Annotated in this window: 24 protein-coding genes; 11 read left to right on the top strand and 13 right to left on the bottom strand. The window is 67.7% G+C overall.

Annotation, left to right across the window (positions count from 1 at the left end):
• Nucleotides 1–16: 16 nt before the first annotated feature.
• Nucleotides 17–304, bottom strand: coding sequence for a co-chaperone GroES (gene groES / locus AC3ISA_RS08035; protein WP_008259448.1), 288 nt, complete (start codon nucleotides 302–304; stop codon nucleotides 17–19).
• Nucleotides 305–615: 311 nt separating this feature from the next.
• Here groES and AC3ISA_RS08030 point away from each other — a divergent pair, with 311 nt between their 5' ends.
• Nucleotides 616–1068 (top strand): hypothetical protein, encoded by a 453-nt coding sequence (locus AC3ISA_RS08030; protein ID WP_489180060.1) that lies wholly within the window; start codon nucleotides 616–618, stop codon nucleotides 1066–1068.
• Nucleotides 1069–1126: 58 nt separating this feature from the next.
• On the opposite strand, the gene pgi is transcribed toward AC3ISA_RS08030, so the two are convergent.
• Complete coding sequence (gene pgi, locus AC3ISA_RS08025; RefSeq protein ID WP_489180059.1) at nucleotides 1127–2734, bottom strand: glucose-6-phosphate isomerase; 1608 nt, start codon at nucleotides 2732–2734, stop codon at nucleotides 1127–1129.
• A gap of 109 nt (nucleotides 2735–2843) precedes the next feature.
• Between pgi and AC3ISA_RS08020 the strand changes: the two genes are divergently transcribed.
• Entirely contained in the window at nucleotides 2844–3320 is a 477-nt protein-coding gene (locus AC3ISA_RS08020; protein ID WP_489180058.1) for a hypothetical protein, read from the top strand.
• A gap of 6 nt (nucleotides 3321–3326) precedes the next feature.
• Here the strand turns inward: AC3ISA_RS08020 and recQ are convergent, their stop codons facing one another.
• The 4 genes from recQ to AC3ISA_RS08000 form a co-directional block, all read right to left on the bottom strand.
• The gene (gene recQ, locus AC3ISA_RS08015; RefSeq protein WP_372694653.1) at nucleotides 3327–5222 is read right to left on the bottom strand and encodes a DNA helicase RecQ; all 1896 of its coding nucleotides are present in this window, start codon (nucleotides 5220–5222) and stop codon (nucleotides 3327–3329) included.
• Between the two features lie 85 nt (nucleotides 5223–5307).
• Entirely contained in the window at nucleotides 5308–6285 is a 978-nt protein-coding gene (locus AC3ISA_RS08010; RefSeq protein ID WP_489180057.1) for a complex I NDUFA9 subunit family protein, read from the bottom strand.
• A 700-nt stretch (nucleotides 6286–6985) separates the two neighbouring features.
• Nucleotides 6986–8953 carry a M1 family metallopeptidase gene (locus AC3ISA_RS08005; protein WP_489180056.1) on the bottom strand — a complete coding sequence of 656 codons (1968 nt, stop codon included), beginning with the start codon at nucleotides 8951–8953 and terminating at the stop codon, nucleotides 6986–6988.
• A 73-nt stretch (nucleotides 8954–9026) separates the two neighbouring features.
• On the bottom strand, nucleotides 9027–10277 hold the full coding sequence (locus AC3ISA_RS08000) for a multidrug effflux MFS transporter (protein WP_489180055.1): 1251 nt from the start codon (nucleotides 10275–10277) through the stop codon (nucleotides 9027–9029).
• 142 nt (nucleotides 10278–10419) lie between these two features.
• On the opposite strand from AC3ISA_RS08000, the gene AC3ISA_RS07995 reads away from it, so the two are divergent.
• Complete coding sequence (locus tag AC3ISA_RS07995; RefSeq protein WP_489180053.1) at nucleotides 10420–11865, top strand: AMP nucleosidase; 1446 nt, start codon at nucleotides 10420–10422, stop codon at nucleotides 11863–11865.
• Nucleotides 11866–11871: 6 nt separating this feature from the next.
• Here the strand turns inward: AC3ISA_RS07995 and AC3ISA_RS07990 are convergent, their stop codons facing one another.
• Both AC3ISA_RS07990 and AC3ISA_RS07985 read right to left on the bottom strand, forming a co-directional pair.
• Entirely contained in the window at nucleotides 11872–12723 is an 852-nt protein-coding gene (locus AC3ISA_RS07990) for a metallophosphoesterase family protein (protein WP_372694663.1), read from the bottom strand.
• Nucleotides 12724–13659, bottom strand: a complete 936-nt coding sequence (locus tag AC3ISA_RS07985) for a diacylglycerol/lipid kinase family protein (protein ID WP_372694665.1) — start codon at nucleotides 13657–13659, stop codon at nucleotides 12724–12726. It lies immediately after the preceding gene.
• Nucleotides 13660–13793: 134 nt separating this feature from the next.
• Here AC3ISA_RS07985 and AC3ISA_RS07980 point away from each other — a divergent pair, with 134 nt between their 5' ends.
• The 3 genes from AC3ISA_RS07980 to AC3ISA_RS07970 all read left to right on the top strand — a co-directional run bounded on the left by AC3ISA_RS07980 (nucleotide 13794) and on the right by AC3ISA_RS07970 (nucleotide 16961).
• A complete protein-coding gene (locus tag AC3ISA_RS07980; protein WP_372694667.1) occupies nucleotides 13794–14147 on the top strand; it encodes a YMGG-like glycine zipper-containing protein in 354 nt (117 codons plus the stop codon).
• Between the two features lie 119 nt (nucleotides 14148–14266).
• Complete coding sequence (locus AC3ISA_RS07975; RefSeq protein ID WP_489180052.1) at nucleotides 14267–14707, top strand: OmpA family protein; 441 nt, start codon at nucleotides 14267–14269, stop codon at nucleotides 14705–14707.
• A 91-nt stretch (nucleotides 14708–14798) separates the two neighbouring features.
• Entirely contained in the window at nucleotides 14799–16961 is a 2163-nt protein-coding gene (locus AC3ISA_RS07970) for a protein-disulfide reductase DsbD family protein (RefSeq protein ID WP_489180051.1), read from the top strand.
• 4 nt (nucleotides 16962–16965) lie between these two features.
• Here the strand turns inward: AC3ISA_RS07970 and AC3ISA_RS07965 are convergent, their stop codons facing one another.
• From AC3ISA_RS07965 to mutM, 5 genes are all read right to left on the bottom strand, one after another.
• Entirely contained in the window at nucleotides 16966–17871 is a 906-nt protein-coding gene (locus AC3ISA_RS07965; RefSeq protein ID WP_489180050.1) for an alpha/beta fold hydrolase, read from the bottom strand.
• 48 nt (nucleotides 17872–17919) lie between these two features.
• A complete protein-coding gene (locus AC3ISA_RS07960) occupies nucleotides 17920–18708 on the bottom strand; it encodes an enoyl-CoA hydratase-related protein (RefSeq protein ID WP_489180049.1) in 789 nt (262 codons plus the stop codon).
• Between the two features lie 229 nt (nucleotides 18709–18937).
• A complete protein-coding gene (locus tag AC3ISA_RS07955; protein WP_489180048.1) occupies nucleotides 18938–19381 on the bottom strand; it encodes a hypothetical protein in 444 nt (147 codons plus the stop codon).
• Between the two features lie 3 nt (nucleotides 19382–19384).
• Nucleotides 19385–19924, bottom strand: a complete 540-nt coding sequence (locus AC3ISA_RS07950; protein ID WP_489180046.1) for a DUF1697 domain-containing protein — start codon at nucleotides 19922–19924, stop codon at nucleotides 19385–19387.
• A 4-nt stretch (nucleotides 19925–19928) separates the two neighbouring features.
• On the bottom strand, nucleotides 19929–20792 hold the full coding sequence (gene mutM, locus AC3ISA_RS07945; RefSeq protein WP_489180044.1) for a bifunctional DNA-formamidopyrimidine glycosylase/DNA-(apurinic or apyrimidinic site) lyase: 864 nt from the start codon (nucleotides 20790–20792) through the stop codon (nucleotides 19929–19931).
• Nucleotides 20793–20921: 129 nt separating this feature from the next.
• On the opposite strand from mutM, the gene AC3ISA_RS07940 reads away from it, so the two are divergent.
• The 5 genes from AC3ISA_RS07940 to AC3ISA_RS07920 all read left to right on the top strand — a co-directional run bounded on the left by AC3ISA_RS07940 (nucleotide 20922) and on the right by AC3ISA_RS07920 (nucleotide 25024).
• Nucleotides 20922–21704 (top strand): phosphatase PAP2 family protein, encoded by a 783-nt coding sequence (locus tag AC3ISA_RS07940; RefSeq protein WP_489180043.1) that lies wholly within the window; start codon nucleotides 20922–20924, stop codon nucleotides 21702–21704.
• 60 nt (nucleotides 21705–21764) lie between these two features.
• Complete coding sequence (locus AC3ISA_RS07935) at nucleotides 21765–23810, top strand: OPT family oligopeptide transporter (RefSeq protein WP_489180042.1); 2046 nt, start codon at nucleotides 21765–21767, stop codon at nucleotides 23808–23810.
• 185 nt (nucleotides 23811–23995) lie between these two features.
• Nucleotides 23996–24463 (top strand): hypothetical protein, encoded by a 468-nt coding sequence (locus AC3ISA_RS07930; RefSeq protein WP_489180041.1) that lies wholly within the window; start codon nucleotides 23996–23998, stop codon nucleotides 24461–24463.
• Complete coding sequence (locus AC3ISA_RS07925; RefSeq protein WP_489180040.1) at nucleotides 24460–24645, top strand: hypothetical protein; 186 nt, start codon at nucleotides 24460–24462, stop codon at nucleotides 24643–24645. The genes AC3ISA_RS07930 and AC3ISA_RS07925 overlap by 4 nt, the downstream gene beginning before the upstream one ends.
• Before the next feature lie 19 nt (nucleotides 24646–24664).
• Entirely contained in the window at nucleotides 24665–25024 is a 360-nt protein-coding gene (locus tag AC3ISA_RS07920; RefSeq protein ID WP_489180039.1) for a hypothetical protein, read from the top strand.
• Nucleotides 25025–25057 lie beyond the last annotated feature (33 nt).

Raw genomic sequence — 25057 nt, 5'->3', positions numbered from 1 at the left:
TCGTCGACGCGGGTGCTTACGAGAGCACGCCCAGAACGTCGGATTCCTTCATGATGATCAGGTCGTCGCCGTCGATCTTCACTTCCGTGCCCGACCACTTGCCGAACAGGATGCGGTCGCCGGCCTTCAGCTCCAGGGCGTTGACCTTGCCGGATTCGTCACGGACGCCGGGGCCGACGGAGACGACTTCGCCTTCCTGCGGCTTTTCCTTGGCGGTGTCGGGGATGATGATCCCACCCTTGGTCTTGGATTCTTCTTCAACGCGCTTGACCAGCACGCGGTCGCCGAGCGGACGGAACGCCATCGGACTTCTCCCTGTAAAACCCCCGGATCGGGGCGTTTTTGAAACGGTGTGCGGCATTCCCGCGATCGCCGTTTTGGCAGCCGACCAGCGAGAGTGCTAACGCGAGCGGGAGTTAGGCAGACGGGGGGTCATCGTCAAGCGGCGCCGCCCTTAATCGCGCGCGAAACTTCCGCGACAACGCGACGCGCGCATGAACCGAAAATGAATGCGGACCTCTGGGGTCGTTCAAACACGGGCAGATAAAACCGTTTCAACGCTGATGCTTCTCCCCCTCGGAAAGGCGCATCGGCCCGAAACAAAGGAGACGGAACATGTCAAAGCTGCTGAAGATCACCGCCGTCGTCGCCGCCCCGGTCATGGCTCTGAGCCTGATGGCCGCTCCGGCCTCGGCCCAATCTTACGGGCACGGGGCGCGTGACCGCGACAACACCGGCCGCAACGCCCTGATCGGCGCCGCTGTCGGCGGCATCGCCGGCGCCATCTACGGCAATGGCGACGGTCGCTACATCGCCGGCGGCGCCCTGGGCGGCGCAGCCATCGGCGCGGTGGCCTCGTCCTCGAACCGCGGTTCGCGCTGCGACTATTATGGCGGCGGCCAGTGCTATCGCAACCAGGGCCGCTGGGATCGCGGACAGGGCTTCAACAGCCGCAACGGCTACGATTATCGCTATGAGAATCGTCGCTATGAATCGCGCGGCGACCACCGTGACTACCGCGACTATCGCCGGGACGACCGCGACTATCGTTACGATCGCCGCTGGTGATCGCGCGACGGCCTGAAAGACACCGAGGGCTCGGCCGCAAGGTCGGGCCCTTTCCTCGTCAGCCGAGCAAACGCGTCATCAGCGCCGCCGTGGACGGGTCGAGGTCTGCCGACGGCCCGCCGGCGTCCACGTCCTTCAGGATCGCCCTGGCCAGCACCTTGCCCAGTTCGACGCCCCATTGGTCGAAGCTGTTGATGTCCCAGATCACGCCCTCGACGAAAGTCTTGTGCTCATACAGCGCCAACAGGGCGCCCAGGGTCTCGGGCGTCAGCCGCTCCATGACGATAGCCGTCGAGGGTCGGTTGCCGGTGAAGGTGCGGTGAGGCGCCAGACGGGTCGCCTCCTCATCCGACAGCCCCTGGGCCAGGCCTTCGGCCTTGGCCGCCTCGGTCGTCTTGCCCAGCATCAGGGCCTGGCCTTGCGCCAGGGCATTCGACCACAGCGGCGATTCCGGCGCATCCGCATGCGTCTTGGCCACGATGACGAACTCGGCCGGCACCGTCTGAGGCCCCTGGTGAATCTGCTGGAAGAAGGCGTGCTGTCCATTGGTGCCCGGCTCGCCAAACACGACGGGGCACGTCTGACGCGTCACCGGCGTGCCGTCGCGATGCACCCGCTTGCCGTTCGACTCCATCTCCAGCTGCTGCAGGAAGCTCGGCAGCCGACGCAGGGCGTGCGCATAGGGCGCCACCGTCCGCGCCGGCCGGTTCAGCCCATCGACGTTGAACACCTGGGCCAGGGCCAGCAGGATCGGCGCGTTCCCCTCCAGCGGGGCCGAGACGAAATGGTCGTCCATGGCCGCCGCCCCGGCCAGCATCTGTTCGAACACGTCCCAGCCCAGGGCGATGCCGCACGACAGACTGACCGCCGACCACAGCGAATAGCGCCCGCCGACCCAGTCCCGGAAGGCGAACGTCCGGCCGCATCCGAACGCGCCCGCCTTCTCCGGCGCCGCCGTCACCCCGATGAAGTGTTTCGTCATCCCCTCGGCCGGCAGCGACGCCGCCAACCAGGCCTTGGCCGCCTCGGCGTTGGCCAAGGTTTCCTGGGTCGTGAAGGTCTTGGACACCACCACGACCAGGGTCGTCTCGGGGTCCAGGCCCGTCAGGGCTTCGGCCATGTCGCGCGGGTCGATATTGGCCACGAAGCGCAGGTCGATGGCGGGATCAAGCGGACGCAGCGCATCCCACACCACGCGCGGCCCCAGGTCCGACCCGCCGATGCCGACATGGACGATGGCCTCGAACGTTTTGCCCGTCGCCCCCGCCTCGGCGCCCGACCGCACCGCATCGGCATAGGCTTTCATGTCCGCCCGAACCGCATCCACCTCGGCCGAGACCGGCTCGCCCAAAGCCTTGAAGTCGGCGCCGGGCGCGGCGCGCAGAGCCGGGTGCAGCACCGCCCGACCTTCGGTCAGATTGACGGCCTCACCCGCAAACAGGGCCGCGCGACGCCCCTCGACGTCGGACGCCCGCGCCAGATCCAGGCAGGCGTCGAAGGCCGCTTTCGTCCAGCTCTGTTTCGACAGGTCCAGATAAAGCCCCGCCGCCTCGACCGACATCCGCGCCAGCCGATCGGGATCGGCGGCGAACTGATCCACGATCCGGGTCTGGGCCGCCTCGACGGCGGTGCGATCGAATGTCTTCCAGGCGTCGTCGCGGCTCATGGCGTCCTCGGTCGATGATGTGGGCGTTGGAGAGGGTAAACACTCGTTTACGGGTCGGGGGTAAACAGGTTCAACGTCCTAGCGGACGGTGAAACAGGAAGTCATCCCCATGTCCTGCGGCCTCGCGCTTTCGATCGCCCTGGCGATGTCCAATCCCGCCGTCGCCCTGGCGGCGGATCAGCCGGCGGCGGTGCCCGGCGCGCCGATCTCGGTGGCGGGCGAGCCTCTGTTCGCCGACATAATCTCGCGCTCGACCAGCCTGAAAGCCATGGTCGATGGCTGGGCGGCCGCCAGGGCCGCCGACGACGCCGCCTTCTTCACCAGCCAGGCCTTCACCGGCTTCAAGGCCCAGGCCGAACAGTTGGCCGCCCTGGACATGCAGGGTCACCTGATCCTGAAGGAGCGCGGAACCGACGGCGACCTGAAATGCATCCTGCGCGGCATCTCCGAGGACATGCCCAAGAAGGTCGCCGCCGTTCAGGCCGCCGCCAGCCCGGCCGAACGCGCCGTGGCCCTGTCGGAACTGTCCTACCTGCTGAACGACAATGTCGAAGTCATCACCGCCCCGCCCAAACCGGCGGTCTGACCCTATCTAGAGGGCGTTCAGCGTCTCCAGCACGCCCTTGCCGTAACGGTCCAGCTTGGACTGGCCGACGCCGGAAATCGCGCCCAGACTGTTCAAGTCGCCCGGCTCCGCCTCGGCGATCTCCAGCAGGGTCTTGTCCTGGAAGATGACATAGGGCGGGACATGCTGTTCGGAGGCGCGGTCGCGGCGCCAGGCGCGCAGAGCCTCGAACCGGGCGCGGACGTCGACGTCCATCGTCTCCAGCGCCGCGTTGCGGCCTTCGCCGGTGCGGTCGCGGCGATTGCGCGGATTGCCCGAGCGCGTGCCGGCGTCGAAGCCTGCGGGCACGCGGCGAACCTCGATCTTGCGTTCGGCCTTGTAGACGGCGCGCACCGCCTCGCCGTCGCCCAGACCGACCAGGGGCTTGCCGTCGTTGGCGTCCTCGACCAGCAGGCCTTCGAACAACAGGTGATCGACGATGTCGCGCCAGCCGTTGGGCGAGATGTCGGCGCCGATGCCCCAGGTAGACAGCTGCTGCTCCCACGGCTGGACCGCCTTGGTCCGGCCGGTCAGGTGGTCGACGATCCGGCCCCGGCCGAACCGGCCACCCAGACGCTGGACCGCCGCCAGGGCCTTTTGTGCGGGGACGGTGGCGTCATAAAGAAGGGGCGGGTCGCCGCAAATGTCGCAGACGCCGCAAGGCTCCGCGTCCGTCTCGCCGAAATAGCGGCGCACGGCCTGGGCGCGGCAGGCGGCGCCGTCCAGCATGGCGAACAGCTGGCGCGCCTTGCGCACCTGGACCTGCTTGACCTCTTCGGCCATCGGGCGGCTGTCCAGCCGGCGCAGGGCCCAGGCGATGTCGGAGGGGCCGTACAGGGTGATGCCCTCGGCCGGTTCGCCGTCGCGACCGCCCCGGCCGATCTCCTGCCAATAGGCCTCCAGGCTGCCCGGCGGATCGGCGTGGATGACGAAGCGCACGTCGGCTTTATCGACGCCCATGCCGAAGGCGATGGTGGCGACCATGACGGCGCCCTCCTCGGCCAGAAACCGTTCCAGCCGGCGGTCGCGTTCGCGCGTGTCCATGCCGGCGTGATAGGCGATGGCGTTGGTCCCGGCGTCGCGCAGCGCCTGGGCCACGCGGTCGCAGCCGTCGCGGCTGCCGCAATAGACCACGCCCGACTTGCCCCGCCGCTCGCGCACCAGTTCGATGACGCGGGCGTCGGTCTTGGCGCGCGAGGCGCTCTCCTTGCGCTCGGCCGACAGTTGCAGGTTCGGACGGGCGAAACTGTCGACGAAGACCTTGGCCTCCTCCAGCCGCAGCGAGCGCAGGATGTCGTCACGGGTGCGGGCGTCGGCGGTGGCGGTGACCGCGATGCGCGGCACGTCGGGGAACCGCTCGGCCAGCAGACCCAGGTTGCGATAGTCGGGACGGAAGTCGTGGCCCCATTGCGAGACGCAGTGGGCTTCGTCGATGGCGATCAGGCTCAGCGGCAGTTCCGCCAGCCGGTCCATCATGGCGCCGGCCGCCAAGCCTTCGGGCGAGACGTAGAGCAGGTCCAGATCGCCGGAGCGGGCCGCCGCCCAGATGGCCGAACGCTCGTCCAGCGACACCCCGGAATCGAGCCGAGCCGCAGCGACGCCCTGTTGTTTCAACGCCTCGACCTGGTCGGTCATCAGGGCGATCAGCGGCGAGACCACCAGGCCCAGGCCGGGACGCAGGATGGCGGGGATCTGATAGCAGACGCTCTTGCCGCCGCCTGTGGGCAGGACGGCCAGAACGTCGCCGCCGGACAGGATCTGCTCGACCACCTGCCCCTGCATCCCCCGGAAATCGGCGTGGCCCCAGACGCGCGACAGCAGGGCCCGCGCGTCGTTCAGGTCAGGCGTATCGGTCGAGGAGAACTGGGGCTGCGTGGCCGACATCCTTAAGCTGTGCACTCTTTGTTCCCATATGCGAAACGCCGCCGGCCGCGAAAGCGACCGACGACCTCATCGGATGGGGATGGATTCAGTGAGCGGGCGCTTCGGCGAACTGGCCGCCGACGCGGTAGCGCCACAGATAGGAGGGGGCGATGGCCGCCATGCCGGCCGGATGGTCGATGCCCAGGTCGCTCAGGCCCAGGGCGTCGGGGGCCACGACATTGTCCTTCTCCAGCATCAGCACCTGATCGCGGGTCAGCGGTGGTGTGACGCCGACGAACCGGCCCAGTTGCAGCAGCGAGCCCAGGGGCTTGGCGACGACGAAGGGAACGGGGACCAGCATCCGGTCGCGACCGGTCTCGCGACGCACCAGCTCCAGCACTTCGCGGAAGGTATAGAGGCTCGGCCCGCCCAGTTCGAAAGTGCGGCCGGCGGCGTCGATGCGGGTCACGCCACGCGCGATGGCCTCGGCGACATCGCCGACATAGACCGGCTGGAACTTGGTTTCGCCGCCGCCGATCAACGGCAGGACCGGCGACAGGGTCGCCATGGCGGCGAAGCGGTTCAGGAAGCCGTCGCCGGCGCCGAACACCAGCGACGGCCGCAGGATCACCGCGTCGGGATAGACGGCGCGCACCGCCTCCTCGGCCTTGGCCTTGGAGCGGCCGTAGGCCGAGGGGCTGGCGGCGTCGGCGCCGATGGCCGAAATCTGGACCAGACGCTGGACGCCCGCCGCCCTGGCGGCTTCGGCGATGGTCTTGGCCGCCTCGGTATGGACGGCGTCGAAGCCGCGCTTGCCGCCCGCGTCGTGCAGGACGCCGACCAGATTGACCACGGCGTCCGCACCGCGCACGGCGGCGGCCACGTCCTCGGCGCTGGTGATGTCGCAGCGCATGAACTGGATCTGACCGGGATCGCCCAGCGGCTGGATCTCGATGGCCAGGACCGGGTTGCGCACGGCCACGCGAATGCGCCAGCCGCGACGCGCCAGAGCGCGCACCGCCTGCGACCCGATAAAGCCCGATCCTCCGAAGAGGGTCACGACGCCGGGGGCGAGGTCAGCCATGGGGAAAGCTCCAGTCGAAATCCGTGTCGGCGGGATAGACGATAGGGCGCCGTGCTGCAACGCAAACGGCGGATTCCGCAGGAAGCAGACAAGCGTCTTCGTCTTCGCGCTTTCGCAGCGAAGTTGATGGAGGGCTGGGCGGAGCGCCGGGCCTTCGCCCGGAGTGTGATTAGAGATTACCGTTTCGACGAAGGGTTGACGCTCCGCGCGGTTGGTTGGCCTGCAAGCTCGGGGCGTCGAGCGGTGGCGGTCTTATCGCCTAACCCCATAAGCCTGCGACGGGTCGGCGGAGTCTGCGAAACCCCGTCCCGAGTGCGATCGAGTATCCCCCTCGACCCTCCGACGGCGTTCGCCGCCGGCGCGGGCCGTTTCAGACCCGCTCCCGTTCCATCCGCTCCCGCCGCCGCAAGGTCGCAGGCCAAGCGAGCCCTCCGGGCGACGGGACGGGTTTAGAATACGCGCGTTTCGGAGGGGGGATGGGAAAAGGGGGACATAAATCGGCAAGCGGTTGGATTCGTTAGGAATGGACCAGCGACATTGTGATGGTTGGAGCGCGTTTCTCCCTCCCCTTCATGGGGAGGGGCGGCGAAGCGAAGCGCAGCCGGGGTGGGGGCGTTTGAAGCGCTTCACCCGTTTTACGGCCCCACCCGGATCGCTGCGCGATCGTCCCTCCCCATGAAGGGGAGGGAGAAGCGGACGTTTACTGCCGTCCCACCAGTTGATCGACCGAGCCGCTGGTCACCGGGTGATACAGCGGCCGGGCCTCGCCGTAGATTCGGCGGGCGATAGGGCGGCCCCATCCGCTCTCGTTCCACAGGGTCTGGAACAGGGGCAGGACGAACTTGCGGCGGCCCTGGCTGGTCAGGAACTTTTCGGCCGTGGCGACAGCGGGTTGATAGCGGTGCGCCAGGGCGATCTGCAGCCAGCCGAAGGTCAGTTCGGCATTGCCCTCGTTCGCCAGGTTCAGGGTGCGCTCCAGATCGGCCAGCTGCGCATTGGTCAGCCAGTCGGCGTTGGCGCGCAGGCCTTCGGGACGCCAGCCCAGGAAGCGCTGGCGCTGCTGGGTGTTCCAGTCGGCCCATGGAATGGCCGAGGCCTGTCCCTTGTCCTTGAAGAAGGCGACGGCGGCGGCGTCTACGGGCGTGAAGGCGTCCGACACCGGCGCGACCGCGTTCGACGGCAGGCCGGGCTGATAGACCCATGTCTCCAGTTGCAGTTCGGATTCCAGACGCGTGTCGCCCTTCACCAGATTGGCGCGGATGTCGTCCAGGAACATGGCCGTGGTCATCGGGCGATAGGCGTTGCGGTCGAAATAGCCGCGCAGCCAGGCGTCGAACTTTTCACGGCCCACGACGCGCTCGATGGTGCGCAGGAAGGCCGAGCCCTTGTCATAGGCGATGGTGTTCATGCCGTCGTCGGGATCGCGACCCAGCAGGTTCAGATGCAGGCGCGTGTCGTCGGCGGGCAGGGACTTCAGCTCGTCCTGAAGCCCGTCCCAGCTCAGCACCTGCTCCTGAACCGCGCGATCATAGCCGTAGATCGACTCCATGATCCGGTTCTCGAAATAGGTGGTGAACCCCTCGTTCAGCCAGAAGTCGTTCCAGGTGGCGTTGGTCACCAGATTGCCCGACCAGGAGTGCGCCAGTTCGTGCGCGACCAGCGACACCAGCGAGCGGTCGCCGGCGATGATGGTCGGGGTGGCGAAGGTCAGTTTGGGGTTCTCCATCCCGCCGAACGGGAAGGAGGGCGGCAGGACCAGCAGGTCGTAACGACCCCAGCGATAGGGGCCGTACAGCTTCTCGGCCGCATCCACCATTTCGGCGGTCGGCTCCAGCTCGGCGGCGGCGTCGCGCAGACGGCTGGGCTCGGTCCAGACCCCGGTTCGCTCGTCGAACGGAGCGAAGGCGATGTCGCCGACGCCCAGCGCGATCAGATAGGGCGGGATCGGATTGTTCATCCGGAAACGCCAGGTCTTCATTCCGCCCCCTTCAGAATTGGGTGCGGCCGGCTCGCCGTTGGGCGTCAGGTGGTCCGCGCTCATGACCACGGTCAGGTCGGCGGGCGCGGTGATGCGGGCCGAATAGGTCTGGCGGATGCCGGGGCTGTCCTGGGTCGGGACCCAGGTGCGGGTCAGGATCGCCTGGCCCTGGCTGAACAGGTAGGGTTTTTCGCCGCCCGCCGTCTGGGTCGGGCTGAGCCATTGCAGGGCCGCCGCGTCGGGGCGGGTCGAATAGGTGACGACGATCTTGCGCCGTTCGTTCGGGACGAAGGCCGGGAAATAGACCGTCAGGGGCTGGCCCTTGATGGCGTCGTTGTCGCCGACGACGAAGCGCAGCGGCCGGCCCTCGGCGTCGCGCACGTCCTGGATGTCCAGATTGCGGATATCCAGAATGACTTCGTTGGCGCCGGGGACCGCCAGGATGTCCAGGGTCGCCGTGCCCGACAGGGTCTTGGCCTCGAAGTTCGCGGTCAGGTCCAGCGCCACATCGACGACGCGGGCGATCTCGGGCCGGGCATAGGTGTGGCTGTCGATCGCATCGGGACCGGGCGCAGGCGCGATGGCGGGCGGCGTCATCGACGCGCCCCCGGTCGTGGTGGAGCAGGCGCTCACCCCCAGGGCGGCGGCGAGGGCGAGGGCGGAGACGAGACCGAGAGCTTTGCGCTTCATCGAGGCTTTCCTGGGCTGACCGTAACGATTGGCCGGAGAACGCGCGGAAACGCCGAAAAGATCAAGTCTCGGTCTAAGTGCTCGCGACGGGCGGCAGGTGATGGGCGCGGAACAGCCGTCCCCGCTCGGCGAACAGCACCCAGCCCAGGGCGATCAGGCCGAATACGGTGAAGCCCACTGACATCGGAATCGTCGTCCCGTTGAACTGCTGGCCCACCGCAAAGCCCAGCAGCGAGCCGACGATGGTGGAGATGAAGCCCTGGATCGAGGCGGCGGTGCCGGCGATCTTGCCCATCGTCTCCATGGCCATGGCGCCGAAGTTGCCGGCGATGAGGCCGAAACAGAACATGGTCAGGGTCTGCAGCACCGCAAAGGTCCAGATCGATTCATGGCCGCTGATCGCCACGGCGGCGTGGACGGCCGAGATGGCGGTGAAGCCGATCAGGGCCGTGTGCGAGATCTTGCGCGACCCCAGTTTCACCACCAGCCGCGCATTGACGATGGAGGCCACCGCGATGCCGCCCGCGATCAGGGCGAAGATGGCCGGAAAAGCCGCCTCGGCATGGAAGACATCGGCGAAAATCTGCTGCGCCGAGTTGATGAAGCCGAACAGGGCCCCGGTGATGGCCGTCATGGCCAGGGTGTAACCGATGGCGGTGCGGTCGGTCAGGGCGGTCTTGTAGGCCGCGGTCAGACGCTTGACCTGGATCGGCAGGCGATCCTCGGGCTTCAGCGTCTCGGGCAGGCGAAGCGACGCCCATACGATCAGGCCGACGCCGATCAGACCCAGCCCGGCGAAGATCCAGCGCCACGGCCCGACCAGCATGATCATCTGGCCGATGGACGGCGCCAGGATCGGCACGCCCAGGAAGACCAGGAAGCTGAACGACATGACCCGCGCCATGGTGCGGCCCTCGTAGCGGTCGCGCACGATGGAGACGGCCAGCACGCGTGTGCAGGCGCTGCCCAGACCCTGACCGATGCGGGCCATGATCAGGGTGTCGAAGGTCGGCGCCAGGGTCGCCAGCAGGCTGAACACCACATAGACGCCCACGCCGAACAGCAGGACGGGCTTTCGTCCGAACCGATCCGCCAGCGGGCCGTAGAATAGCTGCGCGCCGCCGAAGCCCAGCAGATAGGCCGTCACCACCCATTGGCGGTCGTTGTCGTTCGCCACGTTCAGATCGGCGCCGATGTGCGGCAGGGCCGGCAGCATCGAGTCGATCGCCAGGGCGTTCAGCGCCATCATCAGGGCGATGAGACAGACGAACTCGACGAAGCCGAGCTCCTTCTTGGCGGGCGCTGACGCGAGGGAAGAAGACATTCGGGCCAGATGCGCCGTCACGCCCCGATCCGCAACCGCAGCCCTGTCATAAATTGCTGCGATGCAGCAAAATCGGGGCAGCGAAATCAAGCTTGAACGGCAGGCGCCTCGCCAAAGCCAAGAAGCTTCGCTAGAGGAAGTCATGACAGAACAGATGACAGCACAGGCGGCGCTGGACCGCCTCGAAACCCTCTACACCCAATCCGTGACCAACCTGCGCGACGCCGTGCGGGATTTCGTCAACACCGGCGAGCGGCCCGATCCGCTGAAACGCGCCGAAGGGGTGTTCGCCTATCCCGAACTTCGCATCCGCTGGGACGGGGATCGCCCCCAAGACCTGGAGCCGCGCGCCTATGCCCGGCTGTCGAAACAGGGCAGCTACGCCACCACCATCACTCGGCCGGACCTGTTCCGCCCCTATCTGACCGAACAGCTGGGCCTGCTGGAGCAGGAATACGCCGCGACCTTCGAGGTCGGGCTGTCGCGCCAGGAAATTCCCTTTCCCTATGTAACGGACGGGCTGGAAGTCGCGCTGGACCGGTCGATGACGGCCGCCCTGGCGCGCTGGTTCCCGACCACGGACCTGGCCCACATCGGCGACGAGATCGCCGACGGCCTGTTCGAAATGGGCGGCGATTTTCCCCTGTCGCACTTCGACGGCTTGCGGACCGACTTCTCGCTGGCGCGGCTGAAACACTACACCGGCACGCCCGTGGACGACGTTCAGTCCTATGTCCTGTTCACCAACTACAATCGCTATGTCGATGAGTTCGTGCGTTGGGCCATCGAACAGCTTCAAACGCCGGGTTCGCCGTACCAGACCCTGTCCTGCGCCGGCGGCGTCGTCATCACGCGCGACACCCCCAACCCCGAGGCGGCGATCAGCGACACGGCCTGGAAGAAGCACCAGATGCCGGCCTATCACCTGACCGCGCCGGGCCATAAGGGCGTGACCCTGGTCAACATCGGCGTCGGCCCGTCCAACGCCAAGACCATCACCGATCACCTGGCCGTCACGCGCCCGCACGTCTGGCTGATGATCGGTCACTGCGGCGGCCTGCGCGCCAGCCAGACCATCGGCGACTATGTCCTGGCCCACGCCTATCTGCGCGACGATCACGTGCTGGACGCGGTCCTGCCGCCCGACATCCCCATTCCGTCGATCGCCGAGGTCCAGCGCGCCCTTTACGACGCCACCAAGTCGGTCAGCGGCATGCCGGGCGACGAGGTCAAGCTGCGGCTGCGCACCGGCACCGTCGTCACCACCGACGACCGGAACTGGGAGCTGCGCTATTCCAAATCGGCCCTGCGCTTCAACCAGAGCCGCGCCGTCGCCATCGACATGGAAAGCGCCACCATCGCCGCACAAGGGTATCGCTTCCGCGTGCCCTACGGGACGTTGCTGTGCGTGTCGGACAAGCCGTTGCACGGCGAGATCAAGCTTCCGGGTCAGGCCAACCGCTTCTACGAAGGCTCGATCTCCGAACACCTGCAGATCGGCATCCAGGCGGTGGACCTGATGCGCAGCGAGGGCTCCAAGCTACACTCGCGCAAGCTTCGCGCCTTCGACGAGCCGCCGTTCCGGTAAGGCCAGTCAGACCGCCGCCTTCTCCAAGGCGCCCGGTTCGACAGGGCTGGGCGCCGTGGCGGCCTTGCGGGTGTCCTGACGACGCGGCAGCCGCCAGACCTGGTGCGACCGATAGCTGGTTCCATCCCAGGCCAGGGCCGTGACTGTGATGGTCTTGGCGTCCCAGTCGATCTGGTTGAAGCCGGGCGGCGCCCCCCGCTCGCGGTGCGACAGCGTCCCGCACCCGACCGCATAGGAGCAGCGGTCCGCCAGCGGGATCGGCATGGCGAAGGGCACATGGACATGGCCCGTCATGATCAGATCGACCCCGGCCTCGGCGAAGATCAGCGCCGCCTCGTCGCCGCGCTTGACGTCGCCGGTCATCGGCGTGCCGACCATCTCGATCAGCGGATGGTGGCAGGCCAGAATTCTGAGCGCGCCGATGGGCGCCTGGCGCAGGGCCTCGGCCGCGCGTCGTGTCTGGTCCAGGTCGATGACGCCCTTGGACCAGTTGGGCCGCGCCTGCCAGCCACGCGCGGTGACCACGCCCCGCACCATGACATCGTTACCCAGGAACTGACCGTCGTGGGCGGGAAAACCGGTCGCCGTCTCAAAGGCGCGCCACGGATGAAGCACCCGCGCCACCGCGTCCCAATAGGGCACGTCGTGATTGCCCACGATGACGAAGCGCGGCTCGGGCATGGCTCGCATCCATTCGCCGGCCGCGGTGAATTCGCCCGGCAAACCCTTCTGGGTGATGTCGCCGGTGATCAGCACCAGGTCGTTGGGCGTGGCGTGGGCGTAGTCCAGGGCGGCGGCGCAGGCCTGTTTGTGCTCACAGCCGAAATGAACGTCGGAGAACTGAAGGATACGCCCCACCTAGACGCTGTCCTCGGCCGACGGCGGCCTGGGCGCCAGGGCTTTGAACGCCTTGGGCACGAAGCGGATCACGGCGTCGGGTTTCAGCAGCAGCGGCTCGCCGTCGATGACGGCGGGGATCTTGGATCGGGCGCGCACCTCGATCAGCTTGGCCGGCCGCGTCGAGACGGCCGGATCCTGGCGCCAGTCGCTGAACAGGGCGGTGGCGGCCAGGCGGAAGGCCTGGGTCGTGTCGCGGGGGTCCATGGCGGCCGCCTCCAGTCCGATGGGATCTTCCATCGCCTTGGAGATCATCGGGCTGATCAAAACAAGCGCCTCGGTGCGACGCTTTTCGCCGCCGTCCAGGCTGAAGCGCAGCCTTCCGGAAAAAGCGCGTTTCAGGGCGCGCTGCCCGTACTGCCAGGCCAGTCTGACTTTCCCCGTTCGCATCGCCTCGCGCGCCGGCGCCCACAGGGCGGGCGAACCCAGGATGGCCGCACAATAGAAATATTCGCCCTGGACCTCGCCGCCGGACACGGCCTGAGGCTCGCCCTCCTCCAAAGCGCGTTTCAACGCCAGTTTCCAGTCGGCCGTGCCGTACAGCGCCTTGGGCAGCATGTTCATGGTCCCGCCCGGCAGGGGCGCGATCATCGGGCCGTCGGGCCGCGCCTTGGAGGCGACCGACCGCGCCGTGCCGTCCCCGGCCAGGACGAAGATGACGTCCGGCTTGGCCGCGAAGGCGTCGGCGATGATCTGATCGAAATTGCCGCCCTCGAACGTCATCACCTCGGCCTTCAGGTCATAACCGGCCAGGATCGCCTCGGCCTCGGCGGCCGCGCGCGGTCCCACGCTGCCGGACAGCGGATTGACCAGCATCACGGCGTGCTTCAGGGCCGCGTGAGGCGTCAGGGCGGGCCCTGCATCGGCTTCGGGCGGTGAGATCGTGATGTCTGTCATGGCGGCCGAACGCCCCGCAGCCGCGCCCGTTCCCCGCAAGCGTCACCATATTTGTCGCATCTATGCGGAACCCAAGCGAGACCGATACGTTTGCGGATCCAGGGGCAGACACCCAGGCACAAAAGGATTTCACCATGAACAAGGCGATCATCGCGATTGCAGGCGCCGGCCTTCTGGCTTCGGCCTGCGCCAGCGACCCTTACGGCTACAACAACGGCGGCCCGAACCAGACCGTCCGTCAGGGCGCGATGGGCGCCGGCCTGGGCGCCGTCGCCGGCGCCATCATCGGCAACAACGTCGGCGGCGGCAACGCCGCGACCGGCGCCCTGATCGGCGGCGCCTTGGGCGGCGCAGCCGGCGCAGTCCGCGGTTCGAACCAGGACCGCAACAACCAGCAGCGCTACCGCGACAACCAGGGTCGCTACTACTACTGCTACGACAACCGCCAGAACGAGTGCTATTGGGACAACGGTCAGCGTCGTTACTGATCGCTAAGAACTTGCCGGTCGCGCAACTCAGCGACCGGCGCTAGGTTGAAGAGGCGGCTTGTCGAAGGACGGGCCGCCTCTTTTGCGTAATGGGCCGGCCAAGCCGGAGGAGGGCTGTGATGAAGCGATCGACTGGGCTGGCGATGCTGGCGATGGGACTGCTGGCGGCATGCGCGCCGACGCCGAAGCGGACGGCGCTGGTGGTCGGGGAATCGCCCTGCGTCTCGGGCCGGTTCGACGTCTATTTCGTCGAGAACCAGGCGCGACTGAGCGACGCCGCCACGGTGTTGCTGCAGACCGCCGCCGAAAAGGCCAAGGAATGCAACGTCAAGCACGTGCGGGTGCTGGGTCTGGCGGATGCAACGGGCACGGTCGAGGCCAATCTGAGCCTGTCGCAACGGCGCGCCCGTGCGGTCGCCGAAGCCCTGACCCAGGCCGGCATGCCCGCGCCGGCGTTCGAGGTGAACGCCGCCGGCGATGCGGGCGCCGTCAACGCCTCGGGCGCGGACGAACTGCTGCGCCGACGCGCCGAGGTGTTCATCGAGACCTCGCCGCGCTGATCTGCGACGGCCGATCTGCGGCGATGAGGTGATGGCGCGGGGGCGACCGAGGGACTAGGTTGCGGCCGCCCCCAACGTCGGAAATCGCCCTTTGCGTCCCCTCGCCTTCCTCGCCGGACTGTTGCTGTGCCTGCTGTCGCTCTCGACGGTCAAGGCCCAGCCGGTCCAGAGCCAGCCTTCCGGCCTCATCGCCTTCGGCCCGCAACGGACCGTGCGGATTGAGGCCGAACTGGTCCCGATGTCGCAATGGGTCGCGCCCGGTTCGACCACGGTGGTGGCCGTGCGCCAGAAGATCGCGCCGGGCTGGCACACCTATTGGCGCAATCCGGGAGACAGCGGCGGGGCCACCAGCCTGGTCTGGACCCTGCCCGACGGCGTCACGGCCGATCCGATCCTGTGGCCCCTGCCCAGCCGCCAGCGGCTGATGAGCCTGATGAACTACGGCTATTCGGGCGAGGTGATGCTGCCCGTGCCGATCCATGTGCCAGCATCCGCCCGGCCGGGCGAGGTGCTGACCCTGACGACGGACGTGCTGTTCCTGGTGTGCAGCGACCAGATGTGCGTGCCCGAGCCGCTGACCCTCTCGCTGGCCCTGCCGGTGCGCGAGGGCGCCGCACCGCTGGCCAAGCCCTGGGGCGCCGAGATCGAACGGCTGGTCGAGACCGCGCCGCGCCCGGCCGGGATCGAGGCGCGCGTCACGGCCGAAGCCGGCAAGCTGGTCCTGACCGCGACCGGCGGACCGCTGGCCGGCGCCGACATCGGCCAGGTCTATTTCTACCCGTTTGACGGCGGACGGATCGACCACGCCGCCGCCCAACCGGGAGGCCGAGGCCCCGACGGCGTGAGCGTGACGCTGACGCCCGGCCGAGAGGCGGCGTCTTCGCCCCTGAGCGGCGTCCTGGCGACCGACAAGGGGGCGTGGGAAATCATGGCCCAGCCCGGTCCACCGCTGGCCGGTGCCCAGGGGCAGAGCGCCTTGGCGCCGCTGGACGAGGCGACATCGGCGCCGGCGAAGACCGGCGTGCCGGTCTTTCTCCAGGCTCTGGGTCTGGCCCTGCTGGGCGGGCTGGTGCTGAATCTGATGCCCTGCGTCTTCCCCGTCCTGGCGATGAAGGCGGCGTCGCTGTCGGCGGCGGCGCACGATCCGTCGCGGGCGCGACGCGACGGCCTGGCCTTCACCGCCGGGGTGCTGGTCAGCTTCCTGGTGCTGGCGGGCGCGCTGCTGGCGCTGAGAGCGGCGGGTCAGGCGATCGGCTGGGGGTTCCAGCTTCAGTCGCCGGGCGTGGTCGCAGCCCTGGCCCTGGTCATGCTGCTGGTCGGGCTGAACCTGTCGGGCGTCTTCCATGTTGGGGCGGGGATGCAGAACGCGGGGTCCGGCCCCCTGTCGCGCCTGCCCGGCGCGGCGGGCGCCTTCTTCACCGGAGTTCTGGCCGTGGTGGTCGCGGCGCCCTGCACCGCGCCCTTCATGGCGGCGGCCCTGGGCGCGGCGCTGGTCCTGCCCTGGCCGATGGCGCTGGCTGTGTTTCTGATGCTGGGGCTGGGTCTGGCCCTGCCCTATCTGGCGATCAGCCTGTCGCCGGGCCTGCTGGCGCGCCTGCCGCGACCGGGCGTGTGGATGGAGCGGCTCAAGGGCCTGCTGGCCTTCCCCATGTATGGCGCGGCGCTTTGGCTGATGTGGGTGTTCACGCGCCAGGGCGGCGTGGATGCGCTTGGCCTGTTGCTGACGGCGGCGCTGCTGCTGGCTTTCGCCGCCTGGCTGGTGGGGCTGGCCCAGGCCGCGCGCCTGCGGGACGAGCGACCCGTGCTGGCGACCATCTGCGCGACCGTCGCCTGCGTCATGGCCATCGGGCTGGCGGGCGTCGCGGCCGGCGCCGCGCGTGATTCGGACGCCGCGCCGCAGGGCGAGAGTGGCCCCCTCGCCGCCCAACCCTGGTCGGTTGAGGCGGTGGCGCAGGCGACGGCGGCCGGGCGGCCGGTGCTGGTCAATCTGACCGCCGACTGGTGCGTGACCTGCAAGATCAACGAGCGCGCGGCCCTGTCGTCGCCCCGTGTCGCAAAGGCCATGAGCGAGGCCAACGCCGCCTATCTGGTCGGCGACTGGACCCGTCGCGACGACGCCATCACGCGGGAGCTTCAGGCGCATGGACGGTCGGGCGTGCCGCTGTATCTGCTGTATCGACCGGGTCAGGCCGAGCCGGAAATCCTGCCGCAGCTGCTGACCGAAGGCGTCGTGATCGACGCGCTGACGGACTGAAGGATCAGCTCAGGAACCGCTGAACCGCCGCCAGGAACCGCTGCGGCTGTTCGATCATCACCTGGTGCTGGGCGCCTTCGATCCGTTCGAAACGGGCGGTGCGCGGCAGGCCCTCGAAGCCGTAACGATAGAGGCCTTCCAGCCGATTGCGGGGGGCCTCGGTGTCGCGCGTCCAGCCATAGACAACCGTCACCGGGGCGGTGATCTGGGACAGGCGCGGACGCAAATCGACTGTCAGCGCTTCATACAGACCCTGGGCCAGGACGCGCCGGTCGCCGCCCTGCAGGCCCAGCCCCTGGAACACCATGTCACCGGCCAGACCCATGTCCACGCCAAAGGCCGCGACCTGAGACTTTAGCGCCTGATCGCCGAACAGCAGCAGGGCCTGATAGCCCAGCCGCGCCAGGGGCTCGACCTGGGCCGAGGTCGCGCGGGCGTCCACCAGCGACGGGAAGAAGGGCGAGGAATCGACCACCATCACCCGACCGATCCGGTCGCCCATATCGGCCGCGACACGCAGGGCGATCTGACCGCCCAGCGAATGGCCGATCAGGGCCGGGCGGTCGATCCGCTGCTCGCGGATATAGCGCTCGATTTCGCTGGCGGCCGGGCCGGCCAGACCGCCGCTGACATTGTCTTCTATGGCGGTTTCCCCGAAGCCGCGCACCGTGACCAGATGCACCCGGTAACGGTCGTCCAGCCGGTCCGCCGTCGAACGCCAGGCCGCGCCGGTCGAGCCCAGACCCGGAATGAAGATGATGTCCGGCCCGGTCCCGCGCGTCTCGACGATGATCCGGCTGGAGCTGAAAGCGGGCGGCTGAACCGCCTGAGCGGAAGCCTGGGCCTGAACGGCGGCGGGGACGAGGACGAACAGGGTCGCGACAAGCGAAACGAAGAGACGGATCATCATTCGCCCCTAACGCCCGATCACGGCGATCGGTTGACGGCGCGTTGCGGCTTATCGCCCCTTGAAGTCGGGTTTGCGCTTTTCGACGAAGGCGGACATGCCCTCCTTCTGGTCCTCGAAGGCGAACAGGGAGTGGAACAGGCGGCGTTCGAACTGGACGCCTTGCGTCAGGGTCGTCTCAAGGGCGGCGTTGACCATCTCCTTGTTGGCCATGACCGCCAGCGGGCTTTGCGAGGCGATCCTGGCGGCGATCTTGCGGGTTTCCTCCAGCAGGGTCTCGTGCGGGAAGACGCGGGAAGCGAGGCCTGCGCGCTCGGCTTCCACCGCGTCCATCATCCGAGCAGTCAGGACCATGTCCATGGCCTTGGACTTGCCCACCAGACGCGTTAGGCGCTGGGAGCCGCCGATGCCGGGGGCGACGCCGAGATTGATCTCGGGCTGGCCGAACTTCGCCTTCTCGCTGGCGACGATGAAGTCGCACAGCATGGCCAGTTCGCAGCCGCCGCCCAGGGCGAAACCGTTGACCGCAGCGATGATCGGCTTTCTGAAACGTGTGATGCGGTCGTGGCCGAGGGCGAAATAGTTGCCCGTGTACATCTGGGCGTAGGTCTGGTCCGCCATCTCCTTGATGTCGGCGCCGGCGGCGAAGGCCTTGTCGCCCGAGCCCGTCAGGATGAGGCAGCGCACGCTGTCGTCATGTTCGACGCTGTCGAGCAAGTCGGCGAGGTCCTTGAACAGGGCCGAGTTCAGGGCGTTCAGCGCCTCGGGCCGGTTCAGGGTCACCACCGCATAGCCGTCGGCGTGACGTTCGATCAGCAGGTTGGAATAGGTGTCGGCCATGGTCGGTCTCCTTCGTTTGGTCGGTCATATCGGATACCGCCCCTTTCGTCATTCCGGGCGCAGGGCCGCTTGGCCCGAAGACCCGGAACCCAGCGGCGCGCGTGAGCGCGAACCTGTCGCGGACATAGGCGGACGACATCTGTGAAGCCTGACCATTTCGCCTTCGGCGCCGCTGGGTTCCGGGTCTGCGCTGCGCTTCGCCCGGAATGACGAAAGAAAGAACGAAAGATCAGCGGCGCGGCATCAGCGCCAAGGTCAGGGCCGCGCGGACCAGTTCGGCGACGACCACCATGCCCAGCAGCAGATTGGCGGCGATGACCTGACCCCGCGCGCCCGACAGGTCCAGGGTCCAGCCGAAGACGGACGACAGGGCCAGAACCAGGGCCGAGAGCAGGACCAGGCCGACCAGCAGCATCAGGGCGACATGACCCGCCTTCAACGCCGCCTGAAGCGTCGGTCCTTCATCCAGCACGCGGGCGCGGCGGCGCAAGAGACGCGCGATCAGGCCGGTGGCGGCGGCCTCGGCGACGGCGGCGACGATCAGGGCGGCGACGAACCACCAGACCAGACCGCCCAGATCGCCGGCGCGCAGCCCTTGAACGAAGTGGACGAAATAGGCGCCCCAGACCAGGACGCCGACCACCAGACTGATCCACAGATGGATCTTGCGCATCGCTCAGTCCTCCAGCCAGACCATGGCGGCCAGTTTCTGCACCGTGTTCCAGTTGCGGCCGGTGCCGACGCCGATCAGGCGCGGCTGAGCCTTTTCCGCCATCTTGGAGCGACCCAGGCCATCGGGGTGCCAGAAGAACAGGTCGCCGCCGGCGGGCTCGACCCGCTCATCCCCCGCCGCAAAACCGCGCAGCGCCTCGACCGCCCCGTCCCTGATCCCCGCCTTCATCACCATGAGCAGCAGTTTGGAGCCGTCGATCCCGGCCTCGTTTGCGAACGGATTGGCGGCCATAAGCGCGGCCCATTGCGCGGGCGTGCGCACGATCACGTCGATGGGCCGGCCGAAATGGGCGGCGATCCCCTGCTCCAGCCGCGCCTCGACATCGGCCGGTTCGGCGTCGCTTTCGACCACCAGATTGCCGCTGGCCAAGAGGGTGCGCGGATCGCCGAAACCGGCCTCGACGGCGATGGCTTTCAGCTCGGCCATCGGAACCTTGACCCCGCCCACGTTGACGCCGCGCAACAGGCAGATGCGGTCGCTCATGGCCTTACGCCTTCTGGCAGGAGGGGCAGTAGAAGGTGGAGCGCCCGCCCTGGACGATGCGGGCGACGACGCCGGTGCATGTCTCTCCCCGACATGGTTCGCCCTCGCGGCCATAGACGTCGAACCGATGTTGGAAATAGCCCTGGCCGCCCTCGGCGTTGGCGAAATCCTTCAAGGTCGAACCGCCCGCCGCGATGGCGTCGTTCAGCACGTTGCGGACCTCGGTCGCCAGACGCTCCAGCCGCGCCTTCGACACCGAGCCGGCCGCGACCAGGGGCGAGATGCGGGCGCGATAAAGCGCCTCGCAGACATAGATGTTGCCCAGGCCGGCGACGATCCGCTGATCCAGCAGGGACACCTTGATGTTCTGTTTCTTGCCCGCGAAGGCTTCGACCAGATGGGCGCCGGAAAAGCCGTTGCCCAGCGGTTCGGGCCCCAGGCCGGCGAACCAGGGATGGGTCTCGACCTGATCGGTGGGGATCAGCCCCATGAAGCCGAACCGACGGGCGTCGGCGTAGCCTATGCGGGTCGCCGCGCCGTCGCGGATGGCGCAGCCGCTGAAATGCTCGTGCTTGCCGGCGATGGGCGCCGCCTCCTCGAACTCGCCCAGCAGGGTCCCGTCCAGGGTGAAGCGGCCGGTCATGCCCAGGTGGGTGATCCAGGTCTCGCCGGTCGACAGGGGCAGGAGCAGATATTTGGCGCGTCGGTCGATCCGCAGGACCGTCGCCCCTTCCAGCCGTTCGACGAACAGCTCGGGGAAGGGAAACCTCAGGTCGGGCCGGTTGATCCTGACTCGCGACAGCCGCGCGCCCTCCAGCACCGGCGTCAGGCCGCGTCGGACGGTTTCGACCTCGGGAAGTTCAGGCATGCGGGCGTCCTAGCCCGCCCGTGCGGCCCCGCCAAGTCAGGTCGCACATCACGCCGTCGTCGCAGGACCGACACGACGGCGACACGCCTTGAGGGCATGGAAGGCGGGCGACGATCCGGGGGGACGATCATGACCGACTTCACCGCCGACGCCGTCCCGCCGACCCTGCGAAAGCCTGTCGCCTTTCGATGGCGGATGCGTCTGTCCAGCGAGGAGACGGCCATCCTCGCCGCCGCCGCCATCGTGGGATTGAGCGCCGCCTTTTTGCTGTTCCCCGGCATGGATCTGGCGGTCAGCGCACTGTTCCACAGCTCACAGGACGGTTTCTACCTGGCCGACGATCCGATGCTGCGCGCCTTGCGCAAGAGCTCGACGCTGGTGATGTCGTTGATGCTGCTGGCGGCGGTCGGGCGGTGGATCTGGCGGTTGCTGCGGCGGCGAAAGGCCGATCTGGCGGGGCGACGGGCGCTGTTCGTGATCGCGGGCCTGGCCCTGGGGCCGGGACTGGTGGTCAACAGCCTGTTCAAGGAGGTCTGGGGTCGGGCGCGGCCGATCGACGTGCGGATGTTCGGCGGCGACGAGGCCTTCACCGCCGCCTGGCTGCCCAGCACGGCGTGTCAGTCCAACTGTTCCTTCATCTCGGGCGAGGGGGCTGGCGCGGCCTGGATGGTGGCGGCGGCTCTGGTGTTAGCGCCGCGTCGCTGGCGGCCTGTGGCGGGCGGACTGGCCCTGGCCTATGCCGTCAGCCTGTCGGCCAACCGCATCGTCTTCGGCGGCCATTTCCTGTCGGACGTTCTGCTGTCATGGGCGGTGACGGCCCTGGTGCTGGCCCTGCTTTATCGCGGCCTGACGGTCGCATCGGCGGCCCTTCGACGGCGCAAGCTCCGTGTCCTGAACATCGCGACCGCCTGAGACCCGTTGCCGCCTGCGACATAATGCGCTTACGTCCGCCGCGAACGTGGGAATTCGCCGATGACAGACGCCGCCGCCGCCCCCAAGGGTCGGCTTGAACTCACCCTTCGCGCCCTTGTGCTGGGCGTGCTGCTGGCGGTGGTCTTCACCGCCGCCAACACCTATCTGGGCCTGAAGGTGGGCCTGACCTTCGCCTCGGCCATTCCGGCGGCGGTCATTTCGATGGCGATCCTGCGCGGTTTCCGCACCTCGACCATCTGGGAGAATATGACCGTCCAGACCGTCGCCTCGGTCGGCGGCGCCATGAGTTCGATCATCTTCGTCCTGCCCGGCCTGGTGATGATCGGCTGGTGGCTGGAGTTTCCGTTCTGGGAATCGACCCTGATCTGCATCTTCGGCGGCATCCTTGGGGTGACCTTCTCGATCCCGCTGCGACGCGCCCTCGTGACCAACGGCGGCCTGCCCTACCCCGAGGGCGTCGCCGCCGCCGAGGTGCTGAAGGTCGGCTCACGCGGCGCTGAACAGACCGAAAGCGCCGTGCGCGAGAACAAGTCGGGCCTGTGGGTCGTGGTCGCCGGCGCCGTGGTGTCGTCCGGTTACGCCCTGCTGGTCGCGGGCCGCGTCTTTGCGGGCGAGGCGGCCAAGTTCTTCAAACTGCCGGCCGCCCTGGGCGGCGGCGCGACGGGCGTCGGCTTCGGCATGCAGTTCGCCCTGCTGGGCGCCGGGCACCTGATCGGCCTGACGGTCGGCCTGGCCCAGCTGTTTGGTCTGATCCTGGCCTGGGTCATCGCCGTGCCGATCCTGACCAGCCCCGACACCATCGCCTGGCTGACCTCGCACGGCCTGCCCTCGATCGCCGCGACCCTGCCGGCCGGAACGCACGCCGAGGAACTGGCCATGACGGTCTGGAGCCGTGAAGTTCGCTTCATGGGCGCCGGCGTCATCGGCGTGGCGGCGATCTGGACCCTGATCAAGCTGGCCGGCCCGCTGCTCGGCGGCCTGACCTCGGCCCTGGCGGCCCAGTCGAAACGCTCGCACGGCGAGGTGCTGGACCGCACCGAACAGGATATTCCGATCAAGATCGTCGGCGCCGTCTCGGTGGCGGCCCTGATCGCCATCGGCTGTCTGTTGACCTGGATCGCCCTGGCCTCGCCCACGCTGGCGGCCTCCGCCCCCCTGCTGGTCATCGGCGGCCTGGTCTATGTGGTGCTGATCGGCTTCGCCGTCGCCGCCATCTGCGGATATATGGCCGGGCTTATCGGCTCGTCGAACAGCCCGGTGTCCGGCGTCGGCATCCTGGCCATCATCGTGGCCTCGCTGCTGATGCTGGGCGTGATGAAGGTCGCGGGCGTGCCGGCCGACGGCTCGATCATCGCCTTCGCCCTGATCGTGACGGCGGTGGTGTTCGCCGTCGCCGTCATCGCCAACGACAACCTTCAGGACCTGAAGACCGGCCAGTTGGTCGACGCCACGCCCTGGCGCCAGCAGGTCGCCCTGATCGTCGGCGTCATCGCCGGCGCCCTGGTCATCCCCTTCATCCTGAACAAGCTGAACGGCGCCTTCGGGTTCGAGGGCGGCCCTCCCGGCATCGCCAACGAGCCGCTGGCGGCGCCCCAGGCGACCCTGATCTCGGCCCTGGCGCGCGGCGTCATCGGCGGCGACCTGCGCTGGGACCTGATCGGCCTGGGTGCCGTGATCGGCGTGATCATCATCGTGCTGGACGCCGTCGTGTCCAAATCGACCAAGGGCAAGATCAAGCTGCCGCCGCTGGCCGTGGGCATCGGCTTCTATCTGCCGGCGGCGGTGACGACCATGCTGGTCATCGGCGCCGTGGTCGGCTGGCTCTATGACAAGGCGGTCAAGACGACCCGGTTCGCCGATGTGGCGCGCCGCATGGGCGTGCTGCTGGCGTCCGGCCTGATCGTGGGCGAGAGCCTGTTTGGCGTCTTCTACGCCAGCGTCATCGTCGGCACGAACAGCGACGCCCCCTTCGCCATGATCCCCGAAGGCTCGGCCTGGCCCGCCATGCTGGCCGGCATCGTCGTCTTCGCCGCGGCGGTGTTCGGCCTCTACAGCTGGACGCGTAAGAAGGCCGAGAAGGTCTGAGGCTGACGTCAGATGACGCCTTTCCCTCCCCCTGCGGGGGAGGGTGGCTGAGCCGAAGGCCGGCATTGGGTAGCAAACACACCTAGAGTTTCTTTGTATTTTCCGTTGGTTATGTAGAATCCTCTTCGTAGCAATGGACCGCCGATGTCGTGGAAGAGACGGCGGTTCCTCAGCAGGTAGGAGACATGCCCTTACAGGAAAGCCTCGTTCCGCTCGGTGCGGATAATGCACAAGCGCTTCATGCGCTGACACGGAAGTATGCCGAGGTCGCCGGCCTGATCGGTCGGGCCAAGGCGGAGGTGCATCGGCTGACAACCGATCTGGCTCATATCGAAGCGGCCATCCGCATCTTCGACCCGACCATCGACATCTGGCGGATCAAGGCCAAGCATGTGCCGATCCGCGAGCCATCGGCTCAGGGCGAGGTTACCGGCATCATCCTCGATACCCTCAGAGACAGCCCTGATCCGTTGACGCCCCGCGAACTTACCGAAGAACTGATGGTGAGGCGTGCGCTGCCGATCGATGATCGAGACCTATTCAACATCATGCTGAAGCGCGTGCGCGCCTGTCTGCGGTCGCAGCGGGTTCGAGGCGTGCTGAAACCCATCGCCACGGAGGGCATGGTTCAACGCTGGGAAGTTAATCTATGAAAATTCAACGTTTCAACGCCGGAGCCATTCGGTTCACGCGTGGCCGAAAGTTCTATGAGGTCGCCCATGCCTATGACGGACAGGGCTTCATCGGTTTGTGCGACGGCCGCGTCATCGCGACTGCAACTGACCCGGCCGCCGTGGCCCGCGCCATGATCAAGTCCGCAGTCTGGATGCGGTAAGGAGATGAATTACTCACCATTGCAGCAGCGACTGGCCGACCACCTAAAGAGCCGTCCCGCTCCAATCGGCGTGCAAGAGGTGTTCGTCGGCACGAAGCCGGTCGATGATGGCTGGGTCATCGCTTTTCTTCGGATCGACGGCTGCACGAGCGAGCACCAGGCCGCTTGGTTCGGCACCTGCGTTCAAGACGTTCTGCTCACCCACCTTCGAGATGCCAATCAGGAAGATGTTCCAGCCGAAGCCGTCCAAGTCGAATGGGCAGTGCCGGACGGAGGCTTGACATGGAGCGTCGCCATCTTCGCGACGCTGGGGTCGATGGCTGAAGCCAAGGCCATTGTGGATTTTCTCAAGGACTACGCCTCCCCGATGGAGCTCTGATCAGAGGGAGGCGTAAACATCACGTCGTAGGAT

The sequence above is a fragment of the Brevundimonas sp. KH_058 genome (assembly GCF_057838505.1).
Note: the sequence above shows the minus strand (reverse complement) of the source record. Positions and strands in the feature narration are given on the sequence as shown.

Bases quoted from the DNA above. Each gene is read 5' to 3' on its own strand.
- AC3ISA_RS08010 (WP_489180057.1), bottom strand. From the start codon at position 6,285: ATGGCTGACCTCGCCCCCGGCGTCGTGACCCTCTTCGGAGGATCGGGC.
- AC3ISA_RS08005 (WP_489180056.1), bottom strand. From the start codon at position 8,953: ATGAAGCGCAAAGCTCTCGGTCTCGTCTCCGCCCTCGCCCTCGCCGCC.
- recQ (WP_372694653.1), bottom strand. From the start codon at position 5,222: ATGTCGGCCACGCAGCCCCAGTTCTCCTCGACCGATACGCCTGACCTG.
- pgi (WP_489180059.1), bottom strand. From the start codon at position 2,734: ATGAGCCGCGACGACGCCTGGAAGACATTCGATCGCACCGCCGTCGAG.
- AC3ISA_RS07935 (WP_489180042.1), top strand. From the start codon at position 21,765: ATGACAGACGCCGCCGCCGCCCCCAAGGGTCGGCTTGAACTCACCCTT.
- AC3ISA_RS07995 (WP_489180053.1), top strand. From the start codon at position 10,420: ATGACAGAACAGATGACAGCACAGGCGGCGCTGGACCGCCTCGAAACC.
- groES (WP_008259448.1), bottom strand. From the start codon at position 304: ATGGCGTTCCGTCCGCTCGGCGACCGCGTGCTGGTCAAGCGCGTTGAA.
- AC3ISA_RS07960 (WP_489180049.1), bottom strand. From the start codon at position 18,708: ATGGCCGACACCTATTCCAACCTGCTGATCGAACGTCACGCCGACGGC.
- AC3ISA_RS08020 (WP_489180058.1), top strand. From the start codon at position 2,844: ATGTCCTGCGGCCTCGCGCTTTCGATCGCCCTGGCGATGTCCAATCCC.
- AC3ISA_RS07955 (WP_489180048.1), bottom strand. From the start codon at position 19,381: ATGCGCAAGATCCATCTGTGGATCAGTCTGGTGGTCGGCGTCCTGGTC.
- AC3ISA_RS08030 (WP_489180060.1), top strand. From the start codon at position 616: ATGTCAAAGCTGCTGAAGATCACCGCCGTCGTCGCCGCCCCGGTCATG.
- AC3ISA_RS07950 (WP_489180046.1), bottom strand. From the start codon at position 19,924: ATGAGCGACCGCATCTGCCTGTTGCGCGGCGTCAACGTGGGCGGGGTC.
- AC3ISA_RS07975 (WP_489180052.1), top strand. From the start codon at position 14,267: ATGAAGCGATCGACTGGGCTGGCGATGCTGGCGATGGGACTGCTGGCG.
- AC3ISA_RS07940 (WP_489180043.1), top strand. From the start codon at position 20,922: ATGACCGACTTCACCGCCGACGCCGTCCCGCCGACCCTGCGAAAGCCT.
- AC3ISA_RS07985 (WP_372694665.1), bottom strand. From the start codon at position 13,659: ATGACAGACATCACGATCTCACCGCCCGAAGCCGATGCAGGGCCCGCC.
- AC3ISA_RS07930 (WP_489180041.1), top strand. From the start codon at position 23,996: ATGCCCTTACAGGAAAGCCTCGTTCCGCTCGGTGCGGATAATGCACAA.
- AC3ISA_RS07925 (WP_489180040.1), top strand. From the start codon at position 24,460: ATGAAAATTCAACGTTTCAACGCCGGAGCCATTCGGTTCACGCGTGGC.
- mutM (WP_489180044.1), bottom strand. From the start codon at position 20,792: ATGCCTGAACTTCCCGAGGTCGAAACCGTCCGACGCGGCCTGACGCCG.
- AC3ISA_RS07965 (WP_489180050.1), bottom strand. From the start codon at position 17,871: ATGATGATCCGTCTCTTCGTTTCGCTTGTCGCGACCCTGTTCGTCCTC.
- AC3ISA_RS08000 (WP_489180055.1), bottom strand. From the start codon at position 10,277: ATGTCTTCTTCCCTCGCGTCAGCGCCCGCCAAGAAGGAGCTCGGCTTC.
- AC3ISA_RS07980 (WP_372694667.1), top strand. From the start codon at position 13,794: ATGAACAAGGCGATCATCGCGATTGCAGGCGCCGGCCTTCTGGCTTCG.